This is a genomic window from Aeromonas enterica (assembly GCF_054052465.1).
Genome location: NZ_JBSTYL010000014.1, coordinates 1 through 25,485, shown reverse-complemented (window position 1 = coordinate 25,485; position 25,485 = coordinate 1). Strand labels below are relative to the sequence as shown.

Below are 25,485 nucleotides of genomic sequence, written 5' to 3'. Positions count from 1 at the left end.
AGCGTTGGGGCTCATGTGATACTTTTTTGAAAAATGGAGTATTTCATGAAGATAAAATCGTACTCAGTGTTAAGAGCACCTGGCTCCCAGCCAGTTCATTCCCTTCTGATAGAAATCAATGATGTTAAATCACATGCTGAAAACATGATAGAAACAATAAGCGATAAAACATGGCTAGACAACTTGGGTGCATATGACAAAATATCATTTACTGCTATGGCACAACCTACGATTAATAAATTGGTAGATGATATTTTTAATAAAATTGAAACGGCCATTACCGAAGATTTCGGTGAGTACATGATATCAATGTCAGCTCAAGACGTATTAAAAAAATTCAAAAATCATATAAAACTGCCACTTGCTGAGCTGTTAAAAGAAAAAATAATAGGGAATCCAGGGTTCGATTTCCATACGGAAACTTCCGCAAAGACAGTTTCATTTGGCGAGGCGAAGTATGGTGGAACAACAACCAAATACACTGACGCTTTGACTCAGATTGAAAGTTTCATAACAAAGGAAAAAGATCAAATGGAGTTTAGGGCAATATTGCCATTTTTGTCTGATGATGCAAAAGTGAACTTTTCCAGCTTCAATAACAGAGCGTTTACAGCGGCATTTTCTATTAATGCAAAGAATCCATTTAAAATTATGGAAAATGCAAAAAAACATGCAAGTACGTTAGCTTTATCAAAAAAACATGAAGTGTTCTTGGTCGGGGTTGAGGTTTTATGATTTCAGATCTTATATATGGCGAGAATTTTGATGACACCCTTATCAATGCTATAAGGTCTCTTCACAAGGAAGGATCTGTTGATCCAAAAATCACAGAGGTAATTGCGTACATAAAAAAATTCCATCCTGCTGCACTTCGTCCTTATGAAAGTAAAATAATTTCAGTGCTTGGCCTTTTTTATAAAAAGAAAGAGTCCTCCTCTCTATTGGAGGAGGTCTATTCCATTTTCTCAAAAGCGATTGAACATGATACTGGAAGTTTGCTTACTCCAATCCAAGCCAGTGCATACAGGTTTATCAAAGGACAGCAGTATTTTTCATTCTCAGCACCAACGAGCACAGGGAAATCATTTCTTTTTAGAAAGTTAATATTGGAATGCGAACATGACGTTGTAATTGTTGTACCATCCAGAGCATTAATAACAGAGTATTATCATAATATAATTGGGGAGGTCAATGACAATACCTTAGTGCTGCAATTTGTGGATAATATAAATATTTCAAAAACCAAGAAGAGAATATTTATTCTCACTCCAGAAAGAGCTTCTGAGTTATTTGGTTTTGAGCATGCGTTCAAGATTGATATGTTTCTTCTTGATGAGGCACAAATCTCAGATGAACCAATCCGAGGCTTAACCTTTGACTCATTCGTTAGGCGTGCGAGTGTTGCATTCCCTAATTCAAAAATTATTTTCACGCATCCATTTGTAAGTAATCCACAAGCGCAATTAATCAAGCATAACTTAAATGACAGTAGTAGCGCACAGTCCAAAAATTATGACTACCATGCAGTGGGTAAAATATTTTTATATTTCGATGATGATGCATTTCATTACTTTTCACCGAATGAGTTAGGTGATCCAATACCAGCTGAAAATGACCCGGCTAAGGATGTGCTGACATCAGGAGGGACGCTGCTAATCTATACATCTAAAAATAAAATATATAATGGTGACTATAGAGATATTTTCAATAGATATATGTCTCTTTGTCCGGAAATTAAAAATGAAAATGCTCTTGGTATAATTGAAAAATTACGACATTACATCGGTGCTTCTAAATCATCACGAACGACAAAAGGGTCTAGGTTGGTTGAGATGATGACTCATGGAATTGTGATTCATCATGGTTCTATGCCTTTAAGGGCAAGGCTTTTAATCGAGGATTTTATTAAAGGTGGGCATGCAAAAATATGCTTTGCAACATCCACCTTAAGCCAAGGCATTAATATGCCTTTTGATGTTGTATGGGTTGATAATTTCTCGAATATGAATGAGTTAACGCTAAAAAACTTGATTGGGCGAGCAGGGCGAAGCAGTCTTGATAAAGATAGCTTTGATTATGGATATACAATAGTCAACAAGAGAAATGTCAAAACATTTACAGAAAGATACAGACTAAGCTACTCAATTAATGATGTGTCGTTATTAGACCTGCCATCTGAAAACATTGATCCAAATTTACAAGACATCATTGATGCCACAAAGGATAATACATACAACATAGATTATCATATACCAGAAGTTCAAGTTCAGCGTATGAAGGAAGCTGATATAGAACCTGATATTGAAACTATCCTCAATTTTTTTATTAATTCTGAAAATCGCCCAGTAACCGCAGATGAATACTATGCCCTTAAAGAAAAAGATCGTAAAAGTATAAAGCAGGCATTTAAAAAAATATATTGCTCTCACCTAAAAAGAGACGGTCTTAGTAAGGCTGAAACATCAGTTCTAAGTGCTTCAATCCCCATTCTTTTATGGCATGTACAAGGTCGTTCCTTTAGTGAAATAATCTCATTGCGATACTCATATTTATCCCAACGTAGTGAGCGCTTTCGTTTGAGAAGAATGCTTAGGTCAGGAGAAATTAAATATGTCGAATATCAAGAACTAGTTAAAGGTTTGAAAGTTAGGTCATCACCTAGAGCTAGCTCTATTCCAAACATAGATCTACGAGGCTCTTATCTATTTGAGAATGAAATGTCGGTAAATGACATTGATTACGATACGATCGTTTATGACACATACGACTATCTAGATAAAGTAATATCATTGTGCTTATCTGCGCCATTAAGTGCCGCGTTTGATGTGTACTATAAAAAAACTAATGATCAAAGAGCAATATCACTTAAAAATTATATTGTATATGGAACTAATAAAGCTTTGGAGATATGGCTACTTAGATATGGGTTTAATTTTGAGGACATGGAATGGTTAGTTGAAGTTGTTGATAGTGTGGATGAAAATAAAATTATCTTTAATAGAAAAATAAGTGCATTAAATAATGATCAATATGACCTAATATCTAGGTACATTTGATTTTTATTTAGTAAAAAATCATAAAGCATAAGCCGTCAATATTGACGGTTTATGTTTGTATGAAAATATAAAGTGAAGGCGTTATTATTCATGCCACAATATCTGTATTCTTCCCCTCACTCCAACGTGTTGCATACACACATCGATTTTTTAAAGCTAAGTACGAGTAGTTTTAACAACGAACCAAGAGAGGATGATGTCATCATTAACAAATCCCTGTAGGGCTACTCAGAGCTCCCAAAATAAAGCTCAGAGCATACAGACATCCACACAAGCAGAAAGAGCCACGGATAGAGATGCGTTACGGAATTCGCGCTAATCCGCTCCCGCCTGCGCGCCCCGTATAGAAAATTTTTTGCAAAAATGGATTGCTGTAAAACCATATGTCCAGAGCCCGCCAGCACTGGGCTTTGCGGCGAAAACCCGAACTGAAAACAGTGAACATTTCACCTGAATGCCTCTTCTATCATCGGCCAAGGGTTAGTAGGTTTTCTCCTAGCCATCTTCTTGATGTCACTATCCTGGATGCATCAGATCCAAAGCCCACGGAAATCTCTATCCCACGGAATCCGCACTCCTCCCCACCCACCTCAGGGCTAAAAATGGGGCATTTTTTGCAACTTTTTTGTGATGAAAATTGCCACTCTAACCTGCGCCGTTACTGATGATTTGAGAGGAAATCAGAATTTCACAAAACTTCATTTTGTGATCGTTTTTGAGGGAAATGTTCACAGGAAATTTCATGCTGAAAAACATAAGTAATTGAAAAATATCTATTTACTTGATTTTCCGTGGGGCTTTATCAGCAAACGAGCCGTCTTACACCGCCTCATTACAATTCATGAAATTCTTTATATATCAATGTCTTGATTGTCATTTTTGCTTTGGAAAATAAATTCACACGTGAATTTTAGGCTTCTTGCGCAGTCTATGACGTCTTGCAATGAGTTGGATGTTTAGGTGGTCTGGAGGTATAAAAAAGCCGCCCGTAGGCGGCAGTTAGTAAAGTGCTGATATCAAATCAAGAAGTCATCAAGGTTCTTACCTAGTGCCACTTGCTCGGCAATTGCCTTAGGCATACGGCCTTGGCCAGTCCAGGTTTTCTCTTGGCCATCTTCTTGATACTTGTATTTAGCAGGGCGTGGCGCTCGTTTAGCCTTATTGCTGGCATTAGTCGAAACGGCTGGGGCAGCTTGGCTTACTAAGTCGCGGGGATCTACACCGGCTTGTTTCAGCATCTCAGAGAACTCAGCAAGTTTACGCTGATGCTCTGCTTGCTCGGCTCGTTCTTTTTCGGTGGATTCAAAACGCTCTGTATAAACCAGCTCGAATTTTTCTTTCGCTTCTTGCAGCTGTTCAAATGGCAGCTCGCGCAGGGCCGCACGAAGGCTGCGAACATTCAATAGTGTTTTAAGAAATTCGTTCATGGAGTCCCCATTAAATGGCAGATAAGCGGTTATAAATTTCTTGGGAAACATATCATAGAAAATTGGAAAGGATATAAAGATATTATTCGGATAATGGGGGAATAAGAAGTAATGGCCCCGTGGAATGAGCAAGATAATGTTTGCTCATCTTGCCCATTACACAGGGTGGTAAGCGTAGCGCGGCAGCATTGGTGGCGAAGTTTGCGTTGATGAGAAAAGCCCCGACGATGCGGGGCTTTGGTCATTTTCTCTCAATGTGGTCAACGTGTGGACATTGACTGAAACAAATCCTTTTGTTTCATACAGTTATCAAGCTTATAAAAAAGACCTTTCGGGGCTTTTTTTATTTCTTGGCTTTGGAGAGAGCTGCCGCGAAGGCGCTGCCCATGGCACCACCCACCGGCGTGCTTGGACGCGGCGCCTGTCTCGGCTTGGCACTGCCAGCATTCGCGTTGCGGGATTCTGCAGGCTTGCGGGCCGGTTGTCCGGCTTTTTCGTCCAGTCGCATGGTCAGGCTGATCCGCTTGCGCGGGGCATCCACCTCCAGCACCTTGACTCTCACTATGTCACCCGCCTTGACCACCTCGCGGGGATCCTTGACGAAGCGATCCGTCAGGGAGCTGATGTGTACCAGCCCATCCTGATGGACGCCGATATCGACGAAGGCACCGAAGTTGGTAACGTTGGTGACCACCCCTTCCAGCATCATCTCGGGCACCAGGTCGCCGATCTTCTCCACCCCTTCCTTGAAGGTGGCGGTTTTGAACTCGGGTCGCGGGTCGCGGCCCGGCTTGTCCAGCTCACCTATGATGTCGGTGACAGTGGGCACGCCGAATTGCTCATCCGTGTAGTCGGCCGGCTTCAGGCTGCGCAGCAGGCTGCCGTTGCCGAGCAGGCTCTCAACTTGCTGCTGGAGTTGCGTCAGGATCCTTTCAACCACTGGGTAGGATTCCGGGTGGACCGCCGAGCTGTCGAGTGGATTGCTGCCGCCACGAATGCGCAGGAAGCCGGCACACTGTTCAAAGGCTTTGGGGCCGAGCCGGCTTACCTTGAGCAACTGCTGGCGGCTCTGGAAGGCGCCGTGCTCATTCCGATAAGCGACGATATTCTGGGCCAGGGTCTGGGAGAGGCCGGAAACCCGATTCAGCAGGGCGACCGAGGCGGTATTCACATCGACCCCGACCGCGTTTACGCAATCCTCGACTACCGCATCCAGCCGACGTGCCAACTGACTCTGGCCGACATCGTGCTGGTACTGGCCCACGCCTATGCTCTTGGGATCTATCTTGACCAGCTCGGCCAGTGGATCCTGCAGCCGGCGGGCGATGGAGACGGCGCCGCGAATGGAGACATCGAGATCCGGGAACTCCTGGGAGGCAAGCTCGGAGGCGGAGTAGACGGAGGCCCCTGCTTCGCTCACGACGATTTTCTGCGCCTTGGCGGCGGGGTAGCGCTCGAACAAATCGCTGACCAGCCTGTCTGTCTCTCGCGAGGCGGTGCCGTTGCCTATGCTGATGAGCTCGACCTTGTGCTTCTGGCACAGCTCGCTCAGGGTCTTCAGACTCTGGTCAACCTGGCGCTTGGGTTCGAACGGATAGATGGTCGCGTGATCGACCAGCTTGCCGGTGGCATCTACCACCGCCACCTTGACCCCGGTGCGGATGCCCGGATCCAGCCCCATGGTACAGCGCATGCCGGCCGGCGCTGCCATCAGCAGATCCTGCAGGTTCATGGCGAACACCTTGATGGCCTCGTCTTCTGCCGATTCGCGGATGCGGCCGATCAGCTCGGTTTCCATCTGCAAGGAGAGCTTGATCTTCCAGGTCCAGCTCACCACCCCCTGCAGCCACTTGTCGGCCGGACGGTTTTGCAGGTTCAGCTTGAGGTGGTGGGCTATGATGCCCTCGCAGGGGCTGGAGCCTTCGTCTTCACCTGTGATAAGCGCCAGATTGAGGATGCCCTCGTTGCGACCGCGCAGCATGGCCAGCACCCGGTGAGAGGGAGCCTTGTGCAGCGGCTCGTCGTGCTCGAAGTAATCCTTGAACTTGGCCCCTTCCTGCTCCCTGCCCGCCACCACGCGGGCCCGCAGGGTGGCGTTGTGCCACAGGTAGTCCCGCAGCTTCTCCAGCAGATCGGCCTGCTCGGCGAAACGCTCCATCAGGATGTAGCGGGCACCGTCGAGGGCGGCCTTGCTGTCGTTTATTCCTTGCTCGGTATTGAGGAAGCGGGCTGCTGCCTGCTCGGGATCCTGCATGGGGTCGGTGAACAGCATATTGGCCAGCGGCTCCAGCCCAGCTTCGATGGCCATCTGCCCCTTGGTACGACGTTTGGGCTTGTAGGGGAGATAGAGATCTTCCAGCCGGGTCTTGCTGTCGGCCCCGTTCAGCTCGCGGGCCAGCTCGGGTGTCAGTTTTCCCTGTTCCTCGATGGAGCGAATGATCACCTGGCGGCGATCCTCCAGCTCGCGCAGATAGCCGAGCCGGCTCTCCAGGGTGCGCAGCTGGCTGTCGTCCAGACCACCGGTCACCTCTTTGCGATAACGGGCGATAAAGGGCACGGTCGAACCTTCATCCAGCAGGCGCACGGCCGCCTGCACCTGTTCCGGACGGGCATTCAGCTCACCGGCAATCTGTCTCTCTATTACATGGCTGTGCATCTGGGATCTCTGTGGTCGCTTCTATCCAACTGGCCCGGGGTGGCGTCGATGTGCTGCGGCCGGGTATGCCGCTCGACAGCTCGCCGCCTCTCTTCTACATCATGAGGGGGACCGCATGGTGTGCATTGAGCATCGCCGGGACTGGCCCGCACCCAAGGCGCCAAATGTGAGCACTATATGGGGTCGGGCGGCGCTATGCCACCCTGCTGAAATGACATGCATGGCTGTCGGACCGAATGGCGGGAGAGGGGCTGGCCGCCCAGATACTGGTCATGGGGGCTCGTTGCTTGGGCGGGCAGGGCATCAGCCCTTGCCCATGGCGGGGAGGCGAGCGCCTCCCGCCACCGTCACTTCGGATAACTGATCTCGTTGACATACCAACAGACGTCACCGACTGGCGTAGGCACTATGGCCTCATCCCCGACCTCCTTCTTGAGCAGGGCGCGGGCCATGGGGGAATCGATGGAGATGTAGTCCTTGCGGCCAAAGATCTCGTCATAGCCGACGATGCGAAAGCGCTTGGTCTCGCCTTCGTCGTTCTCCACTTCGACCCAGGCGCCGAAGAACACCTTGCCCTCCTGGGCGGGGGCATAATCGACAATACCCAGCTCCTCGAGGCATTTACGCAGGTAGCGTACCCGCCGGTCGATCTCCCGCAGCCGCTTCTTGTTGTACTGGTAGTCGGCATTCTCGCTGCGATCGCCCAGGCTGGCGGCCCAGGCCACCTTGCGAGTGGTTTCGGGGCGCTCTTCGCGCCACAGGAAATCGAGCTCTTCTTTCAGCTTGTTGTAGCCTTCACGGGTGATCAGCTTGGTTTTCATGAATTTCAACTACCTGCGTCAATGTGGGCTGATGGGCCTCTTGTGGCTCGGCAGATCTTATCTACTGGCACCTCGCTGTCGAGCAAAAACTGGGTGCCGGTGGTGAGGCAAGAGCGATGGAACCTGTGATAAGAGCCGCCAAGCCAGCAACATGGGTAATAACCGGTAACATATTTATGCTTTGCCGTTACGAGCCCGAGCTCTAGTATTGGCAGCATATCGAGAGGAGAGGCAGTAATGAGTCAGCAATACAAGGTTCTGGTCGTCGACGATGATTTGAAATTACGTTCCCTGTTGGAACGCTATCTGACCGAACAGGGATTCATGGTTCGTGGCGTCGCCAATGGAGAACAGGCTGACCGCCTGCTGACCCGTGAAAACTTCAGTCTGATGGTGCTGGACTTGATGTTGCCGGGGGAGGATGGCCTCTCCATCTGTCGCCGCCTGCGCGAGGCCGGCAACCAGATCCCGGTGCTGATGCTCACCGCCAAGGGCGATGAGGTGGATCGCATCGTCGGGCTCGAGATGGGGGCTGATGACTATCTGCCCAAACCGTTCAACCCGCGTGAGCTGCTGGCGCGGATCCGCGCCGTGCTGCGGCGTCATACCGTCGAGTTACCGGGAGCCCCCTCGAGCGCCGAGAAGATGGTGACCTTCGGTAGCTATCAGCTCAACCTGGCGACCCGTGAACTCAGCCGTGATGGCGAGCCGGTGGCCTTGACCAGCGGCGAATTTGCCGTGCTCAAGGTGCTGGTCAGCCACCCTCGCGAACCTCTCTCCCGCGACAAGCTGATGAACCTGGCCAGGGGCCGTGAATACACGGCGACCGAGCGCAGCATTGATGTGCAGGTTTCCCGTTTGCGCCGGCTGCTGGAGCAGGACCCGGCCCAGCCGCGCTACCTGCAGACTGTCTGGGGCCTGGGTTACGTCTTCGTGCCGGACGGTGACGGCGAATGAAGAAAGTGAGCAGCATGTTCTCCCGCATGCTCTGGTTTCTGGCCGCCGTCCTGGTGGTCTATCAGTTTGTATCCTATGCCACTTTTTACAACTATCTGCTGGCGCCGACCGTCAAGCAGATCAGCCACCTGCTGGCCAATCAGGTCAAACTCATCTTTCCGGTCGAAAGCAACCAGCTGGCGCTGAGCGAGGATGCCGAGGCGCTGGTCTATGTGGCGACCGGCAGCGATATCTATACCCAGACAGAAGCGGAACAGCATGGGCTCAATGACTCCAAGCCCTACACCTATCTGGAAGAGAGCATCAGCCGTGAGCTGGGAGGCAAGACCAAGGTGCGGGTCGAGATTCAGGATCACTATATCATCTGGATTCAGCCGCCCCAGGCCAGCAAGGTTTGGGTACGCATCCCGCTGACCGAGATCGAAGATGACGACATAGAGCCGCTGATCCTCTATATGAGCGTACTGCTGGTGGTGACCCTGTTCGCGGCCTGGCGGTTTGCCCGCCAGCTGGTACGGCCGCTGGAGGATCTGGAAGCCGGTGCCGTGGCGGTGGCCCGTGGCAACTTCCCCGATGCGCTGGGGGAGCAGGGCTCGCGGGAGGTACGCCGGCTGACCCGCACCTTCAACCACATGTCAAGCTCGATCAAGAGGTTGATCGAGGAGCGCAACCTGATGATGGCCGGGGTTTCCCACGATCTGCGCACCCCCTTGACCCGTATCCGGCTGGCGACCGAGATGATGTCGTCCGGGGATGAGTACCTTAAGGAGAGCATCAATGCGGATATTGATGAGTCCAACGGCATCATAGATCAGTTCATCGACTACATTCGGCCGGACGAGGGGCTGGATACCCAGCAGATCGACTTGACCCAGCTGATCCACGATGTGCTGTTGGTGCAAACCGATCAGGGGCTGGAGGTGGATCTCGAATTGCCGGAAGAAGCGGTGCGGGTGGCCTGCAATCCCATCAGTATCCGGCGTATCCTCAACAACCTGTCTGGCAATTCGTTGCGCTATGGCGCGAGCCGCTTGCATGCCGAGCTGAAGGATGACGGCCACTGGGTACGGCTGCGTCTGTCAGACAATGGCCCCGGCATCCCGGAGCAGGATTACTACCGGGTGCTCAAGCCGTTTACTCAGGGCAATGAGGCCCGCACCGGCAGCGGCAGTGGTTTGGGGTTGGCCATAGTCGCCAAGATTGTCTCTCAGCACCATGGCACCATACGGCTGGGGCGATCGGAACTGGGGGGCTTGCTGGTGGAGATCCGGCTACCCAAGAATCAGCCACTGGAGTGGATGGATTGAGAGAAGGGCGTATCCGTGGATACGCCCTTCTGCATTGTCAGGCTTGCGGCTCGGCGCTCTTGCGGTAGCGCTTGCCGTATTTAAGCTGCTGGATCAGCAGGGCGGCCACGATCAGCCCAAGCCCTATTGGAGTTGCCGGGTGTATGGCTTCGCCGATCATCAGGTTGAGCAGCACCAGGGAGGCAAACGGCGAGATGAAGATGAGGTTGCTGATGGGGGCCGTGTTGGTGGCGTGACGCAGGGCCATCAGCCAGAGCACGAAGCCGAAACCCATCTCGAACAGGCCCACATAGATGGCGCCGGCCCAGCCCTGCCAGGCGGTCATGGCAAAATCGGAGAGCAGCCAGGTCGCCGCGACGATGAAAGGCAGGCTGATGATGAAGCCGAGCAGCAGGCTGACGATGGGGTCTCCCTGATTGCGGGTGTTGAGGATCCAATAACTGGCCCAGATAAGGGTTGATACCAGCGCCAGGGTCACCCCGAGCGGGTTGTCGAACTGCAGGCCGAATACATCCCCCTTGGTGGCGATCACCAGGGCCCCAAAGTAGCCCAGAACTATGGCGACGCTGTCGCGGCGGCGCAGCTTCTGGCCGAGAAAAGGAACGGCCAGCAGACTGAGGGTGATGGCCCAGGTGTAGTTGAGGGTCTGCGCCTGTTGCGCGGGCAGCAGGTCATAGGCCTTGAAGAGCAGCAGGTAATAGAGGAAGGGATTCAATACCCCCAGCGCCAGATAATAGAAGGGGCGGGCCTTGAGGTAACTCAGCAGCAGTGTCAGCTTGCCCTGCTTGGCAACGATAGCGCCGAGAGTCAGGGTCGAGGTGAAGGCGGCCACAAGCAGCAGCTGCACAGGCTCGAAGTAGGCGAGGGAAATCTTGAAGGCGGTGGCGACCGTCGACCAGAGGGCAACGGCGCAGAGTCCATACTGATAGGCTTTCTTTTGATCTTTGAGCATAGAATGTCGTTCCACTGACGGAGGCAGGCGCACAGTCTACCAGCCTGTTTGTAACATTGTCGTTACCCCCGGTTGGTGGGGAATGGCGCCACCGCCGGCGAGATCCATCTGTCACATAAAACTGCGCACAATCTGTTCGCCCTCCCTTGCGCAAATTTGAAAAATCCGTATAATCCCCTCCGCTTACCCATGAGGTAAGCCAGACGATATGTCTGCCGCTGAGTTGTTCGTTTACGGACAGCCAGCCATACAGTCCTCCCGATATGGGGGGAAACGTGAAAAATCACACCTCTGGCGGGATAATTCCCGGTCGGGCGGTGTTGGTTTATGTTCTTTTATCTATTGGAGCTCTGTCAATGCAGAACCAAAGAATCCGTATTCGCCTGAAGGCTTTTGATCATCGCCTGATTGATCAATCCACAGCGGAAATCGTTGAAACTGCAAAGCGCACCGGCGCGCAGGTTCGCGGTCCTATCCCGCTGCCGACTCGCAAAGAGCGCTTCACCGTCCTGATCTCCCCGCACGTCAACAAAGATGCGCGTGATCAGTACGAGATCCGCACTCACAAGCGTCTGGTAGACATCGTTGAACCGACTGACAAGACCGTTGACGCTCTGATGCGTCTGGATCTGGCAGCTGGTGTAGACGTCCAGATCAGCCTGGGTTAATTACGGAAAGAGGTTGATAACAATGACAATCGGTCTTGTAGGTCGCAAAGTGGGTATGACTCGCATCTTCACTGAAGATGGCGTTTCTATCCCGGTGACTGTTATCGAAGTTGAAGCTAACCGTGTAACTCAGGTCAAATCTGTAGAAACCGACGGCTACAACGCTATTCAGGTTACCACTGGCGCCAAAAAAGCCAGCCGTGTGACCAAGCCGGAAGCTGGCCACTTCGCCAAAGCTGGTGTAGAAGCCGGCCGCGGTCTGTGGGAATTCCGCTTGAACAACGGTGAAACGTTCACTGTTGGTAGCGAGCTGAAAGTAGATCTTCTCGCTGACGTTAAGATGGTAGACGTTACCGGCACATCCAAAGGTAAAGGTTTTGCGGGCACTGTAAAGCGCCACAACTTCCGTACCCAGGATATGACCCACGGTAACTCCTTGTCTCACCGCGCTCCGGGTTCTATCGGTCAGAACCAGACTCCGGGTCGTGTATTCAAGGGCAAAAAGATGGCTGGTCACATGGGTGCTGAGCGTGTAACGACTCAGAACCTAGAACTGGTTCGTGTTGACGCTGAACGTAACCTGCTGCTCATCAAAGGTGCAGTCCCAGGTGCAACCAACGGCAACGTGATCGTCAAACCTGCCGTCAAAGCGTAACGTCTGAGGAGATAGTAATGGAATTGGTAATGAAAGACGCCAAGAGCGCTCTTGAAGTTTCCGAGACTACCTTCGGGCGCGAATTCAACGAAGCTCTGGTTCACCAGGTCGTCGTTGCATATGCCGCAGGTGCCCGTCAGGGTACTCGCGCGCAGCTGACTCGCTCTGAAGTGTCTGGTGGCGGCAAAAAGCCGTGGCGTCAGAAGGGTACTGGTCGTGCCCGTGCTGGCTCCATCCGTTCGCCCATTTGGCGTTCCGGTGGTGTGACTTTTGCTGCTAAGCCGCAAGATCACAGCCAAAAAGTAAACAAGAAGATGTACCGCGGCGCTATCCGTAGCATCCTGTCCGAGCTGGTACGTCAAGAGCGCCTGATCGTTGTCGAGAAATTCGGCATCGAAGCGCCGAAGACCAAAGAACTGATCGCCAAGCTGAAAGAGATGGAACTGACTGACGTTCTGATCGTGACAGCTGAAGTCGATGAGAACCTGTTCCTGGCTGCTCGCAACCTGTACAAAGTTGACGTGCGTGACGTTGCCGGTATCGACCCGGTCAGCCTGATCGCTTTCGACAAGGTTCTGATGACTGCTGATGCAGTTAAGCAAATCGAGGAGATGCTGGCATGATCCGCGAAGAGCGTCTGTTGAAAGTTCTGAAGGCTCCGCATATCTCTGAAAAGAGCACCATGGTCGCCGAGAAGCAGAACACTATCGTGTTCAAAATTGCTGTCGACGCCACCAAGGCGGAAGTCAAAGCTGCAGTTGCGAAACTGTTCGAGGTCGAAGTTGAGACCGTCCGTACCCTGAACATGAAGGGTAAAACCAAGCGCGCAGGTGCACGCGTAGGCCGTCGTTCCGATTGGAAAAAGGCTTATGTGACCCTGAAAGCTGGTCAGGACATCGACTTCATGGGCGCAGCCGAGTAAGAGGAGTTCTGAAAAATGGCAATCGTTAAGTGCAAGCCTACTTCTCCGGGCCGCCGCCACGTCGTTAAGATCGTCAATCAAGAGCTGTACAAGGGTAAGCCCTTTGCCGCTCTGCTGGACAGCAAGAGCAAGTCCGGTGGTCGTAACAACAACGGTCGTATCACTACCCGTCATATCGGTGGTGGTCACAAGCAGCATTACCGTATCGTCGACTTCAAGCGCGACAAAGACGGTATCCCGGCCAAAGTAGAACGCCTGGAATACGATCCTAACCGTACCGCTAACATCGCTCTGGTGTTGTATGCAGACGGTGAGCGTCGTTACATCCTGGCTCCGAAAGGCCTGAAAGCTGGTGACGCTATCGCTTCTGGTGCTGATGCCGCAATCAAGGTAGGTAATGCCCTGCCGATGCGCAACATCCCGGTCGGTTCGACTGTTCACGCCGTTGAGATGAAACCTGGTAAAGGTGCCCAGCTGGCTCGTTCCGCTGGTACTTTCATCCAGATCCTGGCTCGTGAAGGTAACTATGTAACTCTGCGTCTGCGTTCCGGCGAAGTACGTAAAGTTCTGGCCGAGTGCCGCGCCACCATCGGTGAAGTCGGTAACTCCGAGCACATGTTGCGTCAACTGGGTAAAGCCGGTGCCAACCGCTGGCGTGGTATTCGTCCGACCGTTCGCGGTATGGCGATGAACCCGGTCGATCACCCGCACGGTGGTGGTGAGGGTCGTAACAAGGGCATGCAGCCTGTGTCCCCATGGGGCCAGAAGGCTAAAGGCTTCAAGACCCGTAAGAACAAGCGTACCGACAAGTACATCGTACGTCGTCGTAACAAGTAATTGTTAACATAGAGGAATCACCATGCCACGTTCTCTCAAGAAGGGTCCATTTATTGACCTGCACTTGCTGAAGAAGGTAGAGAAAGCGGTGGAAAGCGGGGATAAAAAGCCGGTTAAGACCTGGTCCCGTCGTTCAATGATCATCCCGAACATGATCGGTTTGACCATCGCTGTCCATAATGGTCGTCAGCACGTTCCGGTTTTCGTTACCGAAGAAATGATCGGTCACAAACTGGGTGAATTCGCACCGACTCGTACTTATCGCGGCCATGCTGCTGATAAGAAGGCTAAGAAGCGCTAAGGGATAAATGATGGAAGCTATCGCTAAACACCGTTATGCCCGTACTTCTGCCCAGAAAGCTCGTCTGGTAGCCGATCAAGTACGTGGTCTGTCCGTAGACAAGGCTCTGAATCTCCTGACCTTCAGCCCGAAAAAGGCTGCTGTGCTGGTTAAGAAAGTGCTGGAATCTGCCATTGCAAACGCTGAGCACAACGAAGGCGCCGACATCGACGCCCTGCGTGTTGCTACTATCATGGTCGACGAAGGTCCCTCCATGAAGCGCATCCGTCCGCGTGCCAAAGGTCGTGCGGATCGTATCCTCAAGCGTACCGCTCACATCACTGTAGTGGTATCCGACGCTAAGGCTGGGAGATAAGCAATGGGTCAGAAAGTACATCCTAATGGCATTCGCCTGGGTATTACCAAGCCTTGGAATTCTACCTGGTTCGCGAACACCAAAGACTTCGCTGACAACCTGTACAGCGATTTTCAAGTACGCCAGTTCCTGACCAAGGAGCTGAAAAACGCTTCCTTGTCCAAGATCACCATCGAGCGTCCGGCCAAGAGCATCCGTGTGACCATTCACACCGCTCGTCCGGGTGTCGTGATCGGCAAGAAAGGCGAAGACGTTGAGAAACTGCGCAAAGCCGTCGCCGTAATTGCTGGCGTGCCTGCTCAGATCAACATTTCCGAAGTCCGCAAGCCGGAGCTGGATGGCAAACTCGTTGCCGACAGCATCACTTCCCAGCTGGAACGTCGCGTTATGTTCCGTCGTGCTATGAAGCGCGCCGTACAAAACGCCATGCGCCTGGGTGCCAAGGGCATCAAAGTGGAAGTGTCCGGTCGTCTGGGCGGCGCTGAAATCGCGCGTACCGAATGGTACCGTGAAGGTCGTGTGCCTCTGCACACCCTGCGTGCCGACATCGACTACGCAACTTCTGAAGCCCACACCACTTACGGTGTGATCGGCGTCAAAGTTTGGATCTTCAAGGGCGAAGTTCTGGGCGGTCTGGCTGCAGTCAATGCTGCCGCTGCTCAAGAGCAAGCTCCTGCAAAGCCCAAGCGTGACAACAAGCGCCGCGCTGCTAAGTAAGGAGATCGGTAAATGTTGCAACCTAAGCGTACTAAATTCCGCAAGACCCATAAGGGTCGTAACCGCGGTCTGGCCACCTCTGGTAACGAAGTATCCTTCGGTACCTTTGGCCTGAAGGCGACATCCCGTGGTCAACTGACTGCTCGTCAAATCGAAGCAGCCCGTCGTGCCATGACCCGTCACGTTAAGCGTCAAGGTAAGATCTGGATCCGTGTGTTCCCGGACAAGCCCATCACCGAAAAGCCCCTCGAAGTTCGTATGGGTAAAGGTAAGGGTAACGTGGAATACTGGGTTTGCCCGATCCAGCCTGGCAAGGTTCTGTACGAGATGGACGGTGTACCTGAGGCTCTGGCGCGTGAAGCGTTTGCCCTGGCCGCAGCTAAGCTGTCTGTTCAGACCACTTTCGTAATTAAGACGGTGATGTGATGAAAGCCCAAGATCTGCGTCAAAAGAGCGTCGATGAACTGAACCAGGAGCTGCTGGGCCTGCTGCGTGAGCAATTCAACATGCGCATGCAAGCGTCCACCGGCCAGCTGGCTCAGACTCACACTCTGAAACAAGTGCGTCGTGACGTCGCACGTATCAAGACTGTACTGACTGAGAAGGCAGGTGCGTAATGACTGACAAGATCCGTACTCTGCAAGGTCGTGTAATCAGCGACAAGATGGAGAAATCCATCACTGTTGCTATCGAGCGCAAGGTAAAGCACCCGATCTACGGTAAGATCATCAAGCGCACTACCAAGCTGCACGTACATGATGAGAACAACGAGTGTAAAGCTGGCGATCTCGTGGAAATCCGCGAGTGCCGCCCGCTGTCCAAGACCAAGTCCTGGACCCTGGTTGCTATCTTAGAAAAGGCCTAATCGGTACTTTTTAGCCCAAACGGCCCCTTAGCGGGGCCGTTTGTTTTTTAGGCTACCTTTTCTAAAAATCCTGTGTTATAGTTTCGCGCCTTTTGAAGGCAGCCAGATCCCGAGAGGGATAAGAAGTAAACAAAGCGGAGCACTAAAATGATCCAGATGCAAAGTATGCTGGGCGTAGCCGACAACTCCGGCGCTCGCAGTGTAATGTGTATTAAGGTTCTGGGTGGCTCGCACCGCCGTTACGCCGGCATCGGCGACATCATCAAAGTTTCCATTAAGGAAGCCATTCCTCGCGGTAAAGTGAAGAAAGGTGATGTGTATAACGCGGTGGTCGTACGCACCCGTAAAGGCGTTCGTCGTCCGGACGGCTCAGTCATCCGTTTCGACAACAATGCGGCTGTGTTGCTTAACAACAACCAACAGCCAATCGGTACTCGTATTTTTGGCCCGGTGACCCGTGAACTCCGTAATGAGAAGTTCATGAAGATTGTGTCCCTGGCACCCGAAGTACTGTAAGGAGTCGAACGATGGCAGCTAAAATCCGTCGCGAAGACGAAGTGATTGTTCTTACCGGCAAAGACAAGGGCAAGCGTGGCAAAGTCACTCAAGTCTTGGTAAGCGAAGGTAAGGTATACGTTGAAGGCATCAATCTGGTGAAGAAACACCAAAAGCCGGTACCCGCACTGGGTCAGGCTGGCGGTATCATCAGCAAAGAAGCCCCAATGGACGTTTCTAACGTAGCGCTGTTCAACTCTGCCGCTGGCAAGGCTGATCGCGTTGGTTTCCGGATTGAAGACGGCAAAAAAGTTCGTTTCTTCAAATCCACCGGCGAACTTGTGAAGTAATTGGAGTTTAACGATGGCGAAACTGCATGATTACTACAAATCCGATGTAGTAAATGAACTGGCCAAACAGTTCGGTTACAAGACTATCATGCAAGTCCCTCGGATCGAGAAAATCACCCTGAACATGGGTGTTGGTGAAGCTATCTCTGACAAAAAGCTGTTGGAAAATGCCGCTGCCGATATGGCTGCCATTTCCGGTCAGAAGCCGCTGATCACCAAAGCTCGCAAATCTGTTGCGGGCTTCAAGATTCGTGAAGGCTACCCGATAGGTTGTAAAGTAACCCTGCGTGGCGAGCGTATGTGGGAGTTCCTGGAACGGCTGATTTGCATCTCCGTACCGCGTATCCGTGACTTCCGTGGCCTGAACGCTAAAGCGTTCGACGGTCGTGGTAACTACTCCATGGGCGTGCGTGAGCAAATCATCTTCCCGGAAATCGACTATGACAAAGTCGATCGCGTTCGTGGTCTGGATATCACCATCACCACTTCCGCGAATACCGATGAAGAAGGCCGTGCTCTGCTGGCTGCCTTTAACTTCCCATTCCGCAAGTAAGGTTAGGGTTATGGCTAAAACATCCATGAAAGCACGTGAAGCAAAGCGTGCGAAGCTGGTAGCCAAGTTCGCGACCAAGCGAACCGAGCTGAAAGCTATCATCGTTGATATGAACGCTTCTGAAGAAGCGCGTTGGGATGCTGTCTTGCAACTGCAACAGCTGCCCCGTGATTCCAGTCCGTCCCGCCAGCGTAACCGTTGCAATATTACTGGTCGTCCGCACGGTTTCCTGCGCAAGTTTGGCCTGTCCCGCATCAAGGTGCGTGAGCATGCCATGAAGGGCGAAATTCCAGGCCTCAAAAAGGCCTCTTGGTAAGAATCTCGGGAGTTAGACTATGAGCATGCAAGATCCGATCGCGGATATGCTGACCCGCATCCGTAACGGTCAGGCGGCGAGCAAAGTTGCGGTTTCCATGCCTTCTTCCAAGCTGAAAGTGGCAATTGCCAAAGTGCTGAAAGAAGAAGGTTACATCGCTGGCTACTCCGTAGCAGGTGATGTGAAGCCGGAACTGGAAATTGAACTGAAATATTTCCAGGGCAAGCCGGTTGTAGAACTGATCCAACGCGTGAGCCGTCCCGGCCTGCGTATTTACAAGCGCACTACTGATCTGCCGAAAGTTATGGGCGGTCTCGGTGTTGCTATCGTGTCCACGTCTAAAGGTGTGATGACCGACCGTGCTGCCCGCAAGGCAAGCATGGGCGGTGAGATCATCTGCTACGTCGCTTAATAGGAGGTCGGAAATGTCTCGCGTTGCTAAGGCACCCGTCACTATTCCTGCTGGCGTAGAGGTGACTCTGAACGGTCAGGAACTGTCCATCAAAGGTGGTAAAGGTTCTCTGGTTCGTTCCATCCACGCCGGTGTAGAAGTGACCAAAGAAGACAATGTACTGAAGTTCGCCCCGCGCGACGGCATCGCTGGTGCTGACGCTCAGGCCGGTACTGCACGTGCATTGGCTAACAACATGGTAATCGGTGTTACCCAAGGCTTTGAGCGTAAGCTGCAGCTGGTTGGTGTAGGTTACAAAGCCTCCATCAAGGGCAATGCTGTCGCGCTGGCCCTGGGCTTCTCTCACCCGGTAGAGCATGCGCTGCCGGCTGGCGTCACCGCTGAATGCCCTACCGCTACAGAGATCGTTCTGCGTGGTGTGGACAAGCAGCTGGTTGGCCAAGTCGCCGCCGATATCCGTTCTTACCGCGCTCCGGAGCCCTACAAGGGCAAGGGTGTACGCTATGCCAACGAGCAAGTGCGTACTAAAGAAGCTAAGAAGAAGTAAGGTAACACTATGGACAAGAAAGCAGCTCGTCTCCGTCGTGCTACTCGTGCTCGGAAGAAGATGCAGGAACTGGGAGCTACCCGTCTGGTTGTTCACCGTACCCCGCGTCATATCTACGCGCAGGTTATCGCAGCCAACGGTTCCGAAGTTCTGGCCTCTGCTTCTACAGTAGAGAAAGCCATCAGTGAAGCGCTTAAATACTCCGGTAATGCTGATGCAGCTACCGCAGTAGGTAAAGCAATCGCTGAGCGTGCTATTGCCAAAGGCGTTCAGAACGTATCTTTCGATCGTTCCGGTTTCAAGTATCACGGTCGTGTAGCCGCTCTGGCTACCGCTGCTCGTGACGCTGGTCTTCAGTTCTAAGCTAGGAGTCGAAGATGGCTAAAGTCGAATCTCAAGCCGGCGAACTGCAAGAAAAGCTGATTGCAGTAAACCGTGTTTCGAAAACTGTTAAAGGTGGTCGTATCATGTCCTTCACCGCGTTGACCGTGGTGGGTGATGGTAACGGCCGTGTAGGTTACGGTTACGGTAAGGCCCGTGAAGTTCCGGCCGCTATTCAAAAAGCGATGGAGCAGGCTAAACGTAACCTGAGCAAGGTAGAACTGAACAATGGCACTCTGCACCACCCGGTGCGCGGTGTTCACTCCGGTTCCACCGTGTTCATGAAGCCGGCCTCACAAGGTACTGGTATCATTGCAGGCGGCGCCATGCGTGCTGTTCTGGAAGTTGCTGGTATCCACAACGTGCTGGCCAAGACCTACGGTTCCACCAACCCAATCAACGTTGTTCGCGCAACTGTCGACGCTCTGGTACAGGGTCAATCCCCGGCCCAGATCGCTGCCAAGCGTGGTCTGCGCGTTGAAGAAATTCTGGGGTAATGCGACATGGCTAACACTGTAAAAGTAACTCAAACTCGCAGCTCTATCGGCCGTCTGCCAAAGCACAAGGCGACTCTGCGTGGTCTGGGTCTGCGTCGCATTGGTCACACCGTTGAGCTGGAAGATACTCCCTGCGTACGCGGTATGATCAACCAGGTTTATTACATGGTTAAGGTGGAGGGCTAAGCATGCGTCTGAATACTCTGTCTCCGGCCGCTGGTTCCAAGCCTGAAAAACAACGTCGGGGTCGTGGTATCGGCTCCGGCCTGGGCAAGACTGGTGGTCGTGGTGTGAAAGGTCAAACCTCTCGTTCCGGTGGCGGTAAGGTCCGCGCTGGTTTCGAAGGCGGCCAGATGCCTTTGAAAATCCGTCTGCCGAAGTTCGGTTTCTTCTCTCGCAAATCTTTGGTTTCTGCCGAAGTGCGTCTGAACGAAATCGCCATGGTAGAAGGTGATGTGGTCGATCTGAGCACTCTGAAGCAAGCCGGTGTTGTTACTAAGAACATCGTTTTCGCTAAAGTTGTTCTGTCTGGCAACATTGACCGTGCTGTGACCGTTCGTGGTGTGTCCGTCACCAAAGGTGCACGTGCAGCCATCGAGGCCGCTGGCGGTAAAATCGAGGAATAATCAGTACAATGGCTAAGAAACCAGGATTGGATGTTAAAGCACAGGGTGGTCTGAGTGAGCTGAAGAGCCGTCTGCTCTTCGTTCTCGGGGCGATTATCGTTTTCCGTGCAGGCTCTTATGTGCCGATTCCTGGTATTGACGCCGCCGTACTGGCCGAGTTGTTCCAACAACAGAAGGGCACCATCATTGAGATGTTCAACATGTTCAGTGGTGGTGCACTCTCGCGTGCTTCTATTCTTGCGCTGGGGATCATGCCGTATATTTCGGCATCGATCATTATCCAGCTGCTGACTGTGGTTCACCCCGCTCTTGCTGAACTCAAGAAAGAAGGTGAATCCGGCCGTCGCAAGATTAGCCAATATACCCGTTGGGGCACGCTGGTTTTGGGAACTTTCCAGGCCATTGGTATTGCAACCGGTCTGCCGAATATGATGCAGGGACTCGTGACTCATCCGGGTTTGGGCTTCTATTTCACGGCCGTTGTGAGTCTGGTCACCGGTACCATGTTTTTGATGTGGTTGGGTGAGCAGATTACCGAGCGTGGGATCGGTAATGGTATCTCGTTGATTATTTTCACGGGTATCGTTGCTGGTTTGCCGCATGCCATTGGTGCTACGGCCGAACAGGCACGTCAAGGGGAATTGCACATCCTGCTGTTGTTGTTGCTGGGCTTGATTGTTTTCGCAGTGACTTACTTTGTGGTGTTCGTGGAACGTGGCCAGCGTCGTATCGTCGTTAACTACGCCAAGCGTCAACAAGGCCGCCAGGTATTCGCCGCGCAAAGCACACACCTGCCGTTGAAAGTGAATATGGCCGGTGTGATTCCTGCGATTTTCGCATCCAGCATCATCCTCTTCCCAGGGACCATTACCTCTTGGTTTGGTCAGGGCGAGGGCAAGATCGCTGATATCCTGCAACAGGTCTCTATGGTCCTGCAGCCGGGTCAGCCCTTGTATGAGATGTTGTATGCAGCAGCCATTATCTTCTTCTGTTTCTTCTATACCGCGCTGGTGTTCAACCCCCGCGAGACAGCAGACAACCTGAAGAAGAGTGGAGCCTTTATCCCGGGGATCCGCCCGGGCGAGCAGACAGCACGTTACATCGATAAGGTTATGACTCGCCTGACATTGGCAGGTGCGCTCTATATAACCTTTATCTGTCTGGTACCCCAGTTCTTGATGACTGCCTGGAACGTACAGTTCTACTTCGGTGGCACTTCGCTGCTGATTATCGTGGTAGTTATCATGGACTTCATGGCTCAGGTACAAACCCATATGATGTCTCATCAATATGGTGACGTCCTGAGGAAGGCCAACCTGAAGGGCTACGGCCGCTAAAGGTCGGCGTAGTTACGGAGTTAAGCAATGAAAGTTCGTGCTTCCGTTAAGGCAATCTGCCGTAACTGCAAAATCATCAAGCGTCACGGTGTGGTGCGTGTGATTTGCAGTGAGCCAAAGCATAAACAGCGCCAAGGCTAATTTTTTACGGTTAGTACTTGCAACAAATAGTTGTGCTGGCTAATATAGCCAGCCAACTTTTGTTGTGTATTGGTTGACCGCCACGTATCCGCTCACGGGCTTTGTGGTGGTCGTTATCTACGCTACGTAGGAGTGAACAGTGGCCCGTATCGCTGGCATTAACATTCCTGACCATAAGCATGCAGTCATTGCGTTGACTGCGATTTATGGCGTCGGTCGTACCCGCTCCAAGGCCATCTGTGCCGCAGCCGGTATTGCTGAGAATGTGAAAATTAAAGACTTGGACGAAGCTCAGATCGAGAGTCTGCGCGAGCAAGTAGGTAAATTCACCGTTGAAGGTGACTTGCGTCGTCAGATTTCCATGAACATCAAACGCTTGATGGATCTGGGTTGCTACCGTGGTTTGCGTCACCGTCGTAGCCTGCCTGTTCGTGGTCAACGTACCAAGACCAACGCTCGTACCCGTAAGGGTCCGCGCAAGGCTATCAAGAAGTAACGGGAAGGTAGAAAATGGCTAAAACTCCGACTCGTGCTCGCAAGCGCGTTAAAAAGCAAGTGAGCGACGGTATTGCGCACGTTCATGCATCTTTCAACAACACAATCGTGACCATTACTGACCGTCAGGGCAATGCTCTGTCATGGGCTACCTCCGGTGGTTCAGGTTTCCGTGGTTCCCGTAAGTCCACTCCGTTTGCTGCCCAGGTAGCTGCTGAGCGTGCTGGTGAGATCGCCAAAGAATACGGCGTGAAGAACCTGGAAGTCATGGTCAAAGGTCCGGGTCCCGGTCGTGAGTCTTCCATCCGCGCTCTGAACGCGGCTGGTTTCCGCATCACTAATATTACTGATGTGACTCCGATCCCGCACAACGGTTGTCGTCCTCCCAAGAAGCGCCGCGTATAACGCTGTAGCTACTTGGTCTAGGATTGTTGGAGAAAGAAGATGGCAAGATATATCGGTCCTAAGCTTAAGCTTAGCCGTCGTGAGGGCACCGACCTCTTCCTGAAGTCTGGTGTTCGTGCGATTGATTCTAAGTGCAAGATTGACACCGCCCCTGGTCAGCACGGTGCGCGTAAAGCGCGTCTGTCCGACTACGGTGTTCAGCTGCGCGAGAAACAAAAAGTTCGTCGTATCTACGGCGTATTGGAAAAACAGTTCCGCAACTACTACCGCGACGCTGCCCGTCAAAAGGGTAACACCGGTGAAAACCTGTTGCAGCTGCTGGAAGGTCGTTTGGACAACGTTGTTTACCGTATGGGCTTTGGCGCTACCCGTGCTGAATCTCGTCAGCTGGTGAGCCACAAAGCCATCATGGTAAACGGTCGCGTTGTGAACATTCCTTCTTTCCAGGTTTCCCCTGAGGACGTGATCTGCGTTCGTGAGAAGGCTAAGAAGCAAGCGCGTATCAAAGCTTCCCTGGAAGTTGCTGGTCAGCGCGAGAAGCCGACTTGGGTAGAGGTTGATGCCGCTAAAATGGAAGGTGCTTTCAAGCGTCTGCCAGAGCGTTCCGACCTGTCTGCCGACATTAACGAACAGCTGATCGTCGAGCTTTACTCCAAGTAAAGCTAGCTTCTAAAGAGAGGACACAATGCTGGGTTCTGTAACAGATTTTCTTAAACCGCGGCTAGTTGACATCGAGCAAGTTAGCCCGACTCATGCGAAAGTGACTCTTGAGCCACTCGAGCGTGGCTTTGGTCATACGCTGGGCAACGCCCTGCGTCGTATTTTGCTGTCATCTATGCCCGGTTGTGCAGTTACTGAAGTCGAAATTGACGGGGTACTGCATGAGTACAGCAGCAAAGAAGGTGTACAGGAAGACATTCTTGAAATCCTGCTCAACCTGAAAGGTATCGCTGTAAAGCTGGAAGGCAAGGACGAGGTAACTCTGTCCCTGACCAAGTCTGGAACAGGCCCCGTTACCGCTGGTGATATCACTCACGGTGATGAAGTCGAGATCGTAAACCCGGAGCACGTAATCTGCCACCTGACTGGTGCCAATGCTGAAATCAGCATGCGCCTGAAAGTTCAGCGCGGTCGTGGTTATGTGCCTGCTTCTGCTCGTGTTCACAACGATGATGAAGAGCGTCCGATTGGTCGCTTGCTGCTGGACTCCGCGTTCAGCCCCATCGTTCGTATTGCCTACAATGTTGAGGCAGCACGTGTGGAACAGCGTACCGACTTGGACAAGCTGGTCATCGACATGGAGACCAATGGTACTCTGGATCCTGAAGAAGCCATCCGTCGTTCAGCCACTATTCTGGCCGAGCAACTGGAAGCCTTCGTGGATCTGCGCGATGTCAGCGTGCCCGAGAAGAAAGAAGAGAAACCCGAGTTTGATCCGATTCTGCTGCGTCCTGTCGATGATTTGGAGCTGACAGTTCGTTCTGCGAACTGTCTGAAGGCAGAAGCTATCCACTATATTGGTGATCTGGTACAGCGTACCGAAGTTGAGTTGCTTAAAACTCCTAACCTCGGTAAGAAGTCCCTGACTGAGATCAAGGACGTGTTGGCCTCCCGTGGTCTGTCTCTTGGCATGCGCCTCGAGAATTGGCCGCCCGCCAGCATCGCTGACGAGTAATCCAGATTACGGGTTTCACAGATTTAGTTAGAAGGATAAGGTCATGCGCCATCGTTTGAGTGGTCGTCAACTGAACCGGAACAGCAGCCATCGTCAGGCTATGTTCCGCAACATGGCCAGCTCCCTGGTTCGTCATGAGATCATCAAGACGACTCTGCCTAAGGCAAAAGAGCTGCGTCGTGTCGTTGAACCGCTGATCACCCTTGCCAAGACTGATAGCGTTGCTAATCGTCGCCTGGCATTTGCCCGTACTCGCGATAACGCGATCGTGGCTAAGCTGTTCAATGAACTGGGCCCGCGCTACCTGGAGCGCGCCGGCGGTTATACTCGCATTCTGAAATGCGGTTTCCGTGCAGGCGACAACGCCCCTATGGCTTACATTGAGCTGGTAGACCGCCCAGCTGCTGCTGAAGCAGCTGCTGAGTGATAAAGAAAAAGCCGGGCTTGTCCCGGCTTTTCTTTTAATGGATTCTGATACTGCCTCAACTGCCTCAACTGCCTCAACTGCCTCAACTGCCTCAACTGCCTTGTTACCTGGACTGCACTCTCTCTTATATAGGTAATTTGCCTATATGCGTTGTTACGGCCTTCTCCGTTCCTTGCATCAGTGTATTGGCCCGTGTGGGATGTGTTGCGCGGAAAAACATAGGAAAACAGATGTTCTTAACTGTATGGAGATGGTATTCACCTGACAGTTGCCCACAAAAGGGAGTGGTCATACGGCTTCAAACCGGATAACAAAACGGTACCCCTACCGTG

The 25,485-nt window shown here is 52.1% G+C and carries 36 protein-coding genes; 32 read left to right on the top strand and 4 right to left on the bottom strand.

Translation table 11 applies throughout. The annotated features are described in order from the left end of the window. Window positions 1-45: 45 nt before the first annotated feature. Complete coding sequence (locus ACW5XD_RS14840) at window positions 46-735, top strand: hypothetical protein (RefSeq protein ID WP_456495504.1); 690 nt, start codon at window positions 46-48, stop codon at window positions 733-735. After that, on the top strand, window positions 732-3,056 hold the full coding sequence (locus ACW5XD_RS14835) for a DEAD/DEAH box helicase (RefSeq protein ID WP_456495503.1): 2,325 nt from the start codon (window positions 732-734) through the stop codon (window positions 3,054-3,056). Before ACW5XD_RS14840 ends, ACW5XD_RS14835 begins: the two co-directional genes overlap by 4 nt. Before the next feature lie 1,016 nt (window positions 3,057-4,072). Here ACW5XD_RS14835 and ACW5XD_RS14830 read toward each other — a convergent pair. The 3 genes from ACW5XD_RS14830 to greB form a co-directional block, all read right to left on the bottom strand. After that, window positions 4,073-4,483: an H-NS family histone-like protein gene (locus ACW5XD_RS14830; protein WP_456495502.1), complete on the bottom strand. Its 411-nt coding sequence runs from the start codon at window positions 4,481-4,483 to the stop codon at window positions 4,073-4,075. A 343-nt stretch (window positions 4,484-4,826) separates the two neighbouring features. Continuing rightward, entirely contained in the window at window positions 4,827-7,139 is a 2,313-nt protein-coding gene (locus tag ACW5XD_RS14825; RefSeq protein ID WP_456495501.1) for a Tex family protein, read from the bottom strand. Window positions 7,140-7,486: 347 nt separating this feature from the next. Next, window positions 7,487-7,960, bottom strand: a complete 474-nt coding sequence (gene greB, locus ACW5XD_RS14820) for a transcription elongation factor GreB (protein ID WP_043136397.1) — start codon at window positions 7,958-7,960, stop codon at window positions 7,487-7,489. A gap of 237 nt (window positions 7,961-8,197) precedes the next feature. Between greB and ompR the strand changes: the two genes are divergently transcribed. Next, entirely contained in the window at window positions 8,198-8,917 is a 720-nt protein-coding gene (ompR, locus tag ACW5XD_RS14815; protein ID WP_456495500.1) for an osmolarity response regulator transcription factor OmpR, read from the top strand. Beyond that, entirely contained in the window at window positions 8,914-10,224 is a 1,311-nt protein-coding gene (gene envZ, locus ACW5XD_RS14810; protein WP_456495499.1) for a two-component system sensor histidine kinase EnvZ, read from the top strand. Before ompR ends, envZ begins: the two co-directional genes overlap by 4 nt. 37 nt (window positions 10,225-10,261) lie before the next feature. On the opposite strand, the gene ACW5XD_RS14805 is transcribed toward envZ, so the two are convergent. Next, window positions 10,262-11,176: a DMT family transporter gene (locus tag ACW5XD_RS14805; protein ID WP_456495498.1), complete on the bottom strand. Its 915-nt coding sequence runs from the start codon at window positions 11,174-11,176 to the stop codon at window positions 10,262-10,264. Between the two features lie 356 nt (window positions 11,177-11,532). Here ACW5XD_RS14805 and rpsJ point away from each other — a divergent pair, with 356 nt between their 5' ends. From rpsJ to rplQ, 28 genes are all read left to right on the top strand, one after another. Continuing rightward, window positions 11,533-11,844, top strand: coding sequence for a 30S ribosomal protein S10 (gene rpsJ, locus ACW5XD_RS14800; RefSeq protein ID WP_005307944.1), 312 nt, complete (start codon window positions 11,533-11,535; stop codon window positions 11,842-11,844). A gap of 22 nt (window positions 11,845-11,866) precedes the next feature. Then, window positions 11,867-12,499 carry a 50S ribosomal protein L3 gene (rplC, locus tag ACW5XD_RS14795; RefSeq protein WP_005319753.1) on the top strand — a complete coding sequence of 211 codons (633 nt, stop codon included), beginning with the start codon at window positions 11,867-11,869 and terminating at the stop codon, window positions 12,497-12,499. 17 nt (window positions 12,500-12,516) lie between these two features. After that, entirely contained in the window at window positions 12,517-13,122 is a 606-nt protein-coding gene (rplD, locus tag ACW5XD_RS14790) for a 50S ribosomal protein L4 (RefSeq protein ID WP_005340616.1), read from the top strand. Beyond that, window positions 13,119-13,421 (top strand): 50S ribosomal protein L23, encoded by a 303-nt coding sequence (gene rplW, locus ACW5XD_RS14785; RefSeq protein WP_042019359.1) that lies wholly within the window; start codon window positions 13,119-13,121, stop codon window positions 13,419-13,421. Before rplD ends, rplW begins: the two co-directional genes overlap by 4 nt. A gap of 15 nt (window positions 13,422-13,436) precedes the next feature. After that, window positions 13,437-14,258, top strand: coding sequence for a 50S ribosomal protein L2 (rplB, locus tag ACW5XD_RS14780; RefSeq protein ID WP_005340614.1), 822 nt, complete (start codon window positions 13,437-13,439; stop codon window positions 14,256-14,258). A 22-nt stretch (window positions 14,259-14,280) separates the two neighbouring features. Continuing rightward, entirely contained in the window at window positions 14,281-14,559 is a 279-nt protein-coding gene (gene rpsS, locus ACW5XD_RS14775) for a 30S ribosomal protein S19 (RefSeq protein WP_005307960.1), read from the top strand. A gap of 10 nt (window positions 14,560-14,569) precedes the next feature. Further along, window positions 14,570-14,914: a 50S ribosomal protein L22 gene (gene rplV, locus ACW5XD_RS14770; protein WP_033130007.1), complete on the top strand. Its 345-nt coding sequence runs from the start codon at window positions 14,570-14,572 to the stop codon at window positions 14,912-14,914. A 3-nt stretch (window positions 14,915-14,917) separates the two neighbouring features. Next, on the top strand, window positions 14,918-15,631 hold the full coding sequence (gene rpsC / locus ACW5XD_RS14765) for a 30S ribosomal protein S3 (protein WP_033130008.1): 714 nt from the start codon (window positions 14,918-14,920) through the stop codon (window positions 15,629-15,631). A 12-nt stretch (window positions 15,632-15,643) separates the two neighbouring features. Then, entirely contained in the window at window positions 15,644-16,057 is a 414-nt protein-coding gene (gene rplP / locus ACW5XD_RS14760; protein WP_005340612.1) for a 50S ribosomal protein L16, read from the top strand. Then, window positions 16,057-16,248 (top strand): 50S ribosomal protein L29, encoded by a 192-nt coding sequence (gene rpmC, locus ACW5XD_RS14755; protein ID WP_005319733.1) that lies wholly within the window; start codon window positions 16,057-16,059, stop codon window positions 16,246-16,248. The genes rplP and rpmC overlap by 1 nt, the downstream gene beginning before the upstream one ends. Beyond that, window positions 16,248-16,496 carry a 30S ribosomal protein S17 gene (gene rpsQ / locus ACW5XD_RS14750; RefSeq protein ID WP_005319730.1) on the top strand — a complete coding sequence of 83 codons (249 nt, stop codon included), beginning with the start codon at window positions 16,248-16,250 and terminating at the stop codon, window positions 16,494-16,496. Before rpmC ends, rpsQ begins: the two co-directional genes overlap by 1 nt. 147 nt (window positions 16,497-16,643) lie before the next feature. Beyond that, window positions 16,644-17,012 (top strand): 50S ribosomal protein L14, encoded by a 369-nt coding sequence (gene rplN, locus ACW5XD_RS14745; protein ID WP_005307975.1) that lies wholly within the window; start codon window positions 16,644-16,646, stop codon window positions 17,010-17,012. Between the two features lie 11 nt (window positions 17,013-17,023). Continuing rightward, window positions 17,024-17,341, top strand: coding sequence for a 50S ribosomal protein L24 (gene rplX / locus ACW5XD_RS14740; RefSeq protein WP_042033862.1), 318 nt, complete (start codon window positions 17,024-17,026; stop codon window positions 17,339-17,341). Window positions 17,342-17,354: 13 nt separating this feature from the next. Further along, window positions 17,355-17,894, top strand: coding sequence for a 50S ribosomal protein L5 (gene rplE / locus ACW5XD_RS14735; RefSeq protein ID WP_005319725.1), 540 nt, complete (start codon window positions 17,355-17,357; stop codon window positions 17,892-17,894). A 10-nt stretch (window positions 17,895-17,904) separates the two neighbouring features. Further along, complete coding sequence (gene rpsN, locus ACW5XD_RS14730; RefSeq protein ID WP_005319722.1) at window positions 17,905-18,210, top strand: 30S ribosomal protein S14; 306 nt, start codon at window positions 17,905-17,907, stop codon at window positions 18,208-18,210. 19 nt (window positions 18,211-18,229) lie between these two features. Then, window positions 18,230-18,622, top strand: a complete 393-nt coding sequence (rpsH, locus tag ACW5XD_RS14725) for a 30S ribosomal protein S8 (RefSeq protein WP_005307980.1) — start codon at window positions 18,230-18,232, stop codon at window positions 18,620-18,622. A gap of 13 nt (window positions 18,623-18,635) precedes the next feature. Continuing rightward, entirely contained in the window at window positions 18,636-19,169 is a 534-nt protein-coding gene (rplF, locus tag ACW5XD_RS14720; protein WP_005319720.1) for a 50S ribosomal protein L6, read from the top strand. A gap of 9 nt (window positions 19,170-19,178) precedes the next feature. Continuing rightward, the gene (rplR, locus tag ACW5XD_RS14715; protein ID WP_005319717.1) at window positions 19,179-19,532 is read left to right on the top strand and encodes a 50S ribosomal protein L18; all 354 of its coding nucleotides are present in this window, start codon (window positions 19,179-19,181) and stop codon (window positions 19,530-19,532) included. A 14-nt stretch (window positions 19,533-19,546) separates the two neighbouring features. Continuing rightward, window positions 19,547-20,047 carry a 30S ribosomal protein S5 gene (gene rpsE / locus ACW5XD_RS14710; protein ID WP_042010196.1) on the top strand — a complete coding sequence of 167 codons (501 nt, stop codon included), beginning with the start codon at window positions 19,547-19,549 and terminating at the stop codon, window positions 20,045-20,047. Window positions 20,048-20,053: 6 nt separating this feature from the next. Beyond that, window positions 20,054-20,233: a 50S ribosomal protein L30 gene (gene rpmD, locus ACW5XD_RS14705; protein WP_005307985.1), complete on the top strand. Its 180-nt coding sequence runs from the start codon at window positions 20,054-20,056 to the stop codon at window positions 20,231-20,233. Between the two features lie 2 nt (window positions 20,234-20,235). Then, entirely contained in the window at window positions 20,236-20,673 is a 438-nt protein-coding gene (gene rplO / locus ACW5XD_RS14700) for a 50S ribosomal protein L15 (protein ID WP_005319708.1), read from the top strand. Window positions 20,674-20,681: 8 nt separating this feature from the next. After that, entirely contained in the window at window positions 20,682-22,010 is a 1,329-nt protein-coding gene (gene secY, locus ACW5XD_RS14695) for a preprotein translocase subunit SecY (protein WP_010672567.1), read from the top strand. Between the two features lie 27 nt (window positions 22,011-22,037). Then, complete coding sequence (gene rpmJ, locus ACW5XD_RS14690) at window positions 22,038-22,151, top strand: 50S ribosomal protein L36 (RefSeq protein WP_005319705.1); 114 nt, start codon at window positions 22,038-22,040, stop codon at window positions 22,149-22,151. A 139-nt stretch (window positions 22,152-22,290) separates the two neighbouring features. Then, window positions 22,291-22,647 carry a 30S ribosomal protein S13 gene (rpsM, locus tag ACW5XD_RS14685; protein WP_005307991.1) on the top strand — a complete coding sequence of 119 codons (357 nt, stop codon included), beginning with the start codon at window positions 22,291-22,293 and terminating at the stop codon, window positions 22,645-22,647. A 14-nt stretch (window positions 22,648-22,661) separates the two neighbouring features. Further along, window positions 22,662-23,051 carry a 30S ribosomal protein S11 gene (gene rpsK, locus ACW5XD_RS14680; protein ID WP_005319702.1) on the top strand — a complete coding sequence of 130 codons (390 nt, stop codon included), beginning with the start codon at window positions 22,662-22,664 and terminating at the stop codon, window positions 23,049-23,051. Window positions 23,052-23,090: 39 nt separating this feature from the next. Continuing rightward, complete coding sequence (rpsD, locus tag ACW5XD_RS14675) at window positions 23,091-23,711, top strand: 30S ribosomal protein S4 (RefSeq protein WP_005340600.1); 621 nt, start codon at window positions 23,091-23,093, stop codon at window positions 23,709-23,711. A gap of 25 nt (window positions 23,712-23,736) precedes the next feature. Beyond that, window positions 23,737-24,726: a DNA-directed RNA polymerase subunit alpha gene (locus ACW5XD_RS14670; RefSeq protein WP_005307997.1), complete on the top strand. Its 990-nt coding sequence runs from the start codon at window positions 23,737-23,739 to the stop codon at window positions 24,724-24,726. Between the two features lie 43 nt (window positions 24,727-24,769). Then, a complete protein-coding gene (gene rplQ / locus ACW5XD_RS14665; RefSeq protein WP_005307999.1) occupies window positions 24,770-25,153 on the top strand; it encodes a 50S ribosomal protein L17 in 384 nt (127 codons plus the stop codon). Window positions 25,154-25,485 lie beyond the last annotated feature (332 nt).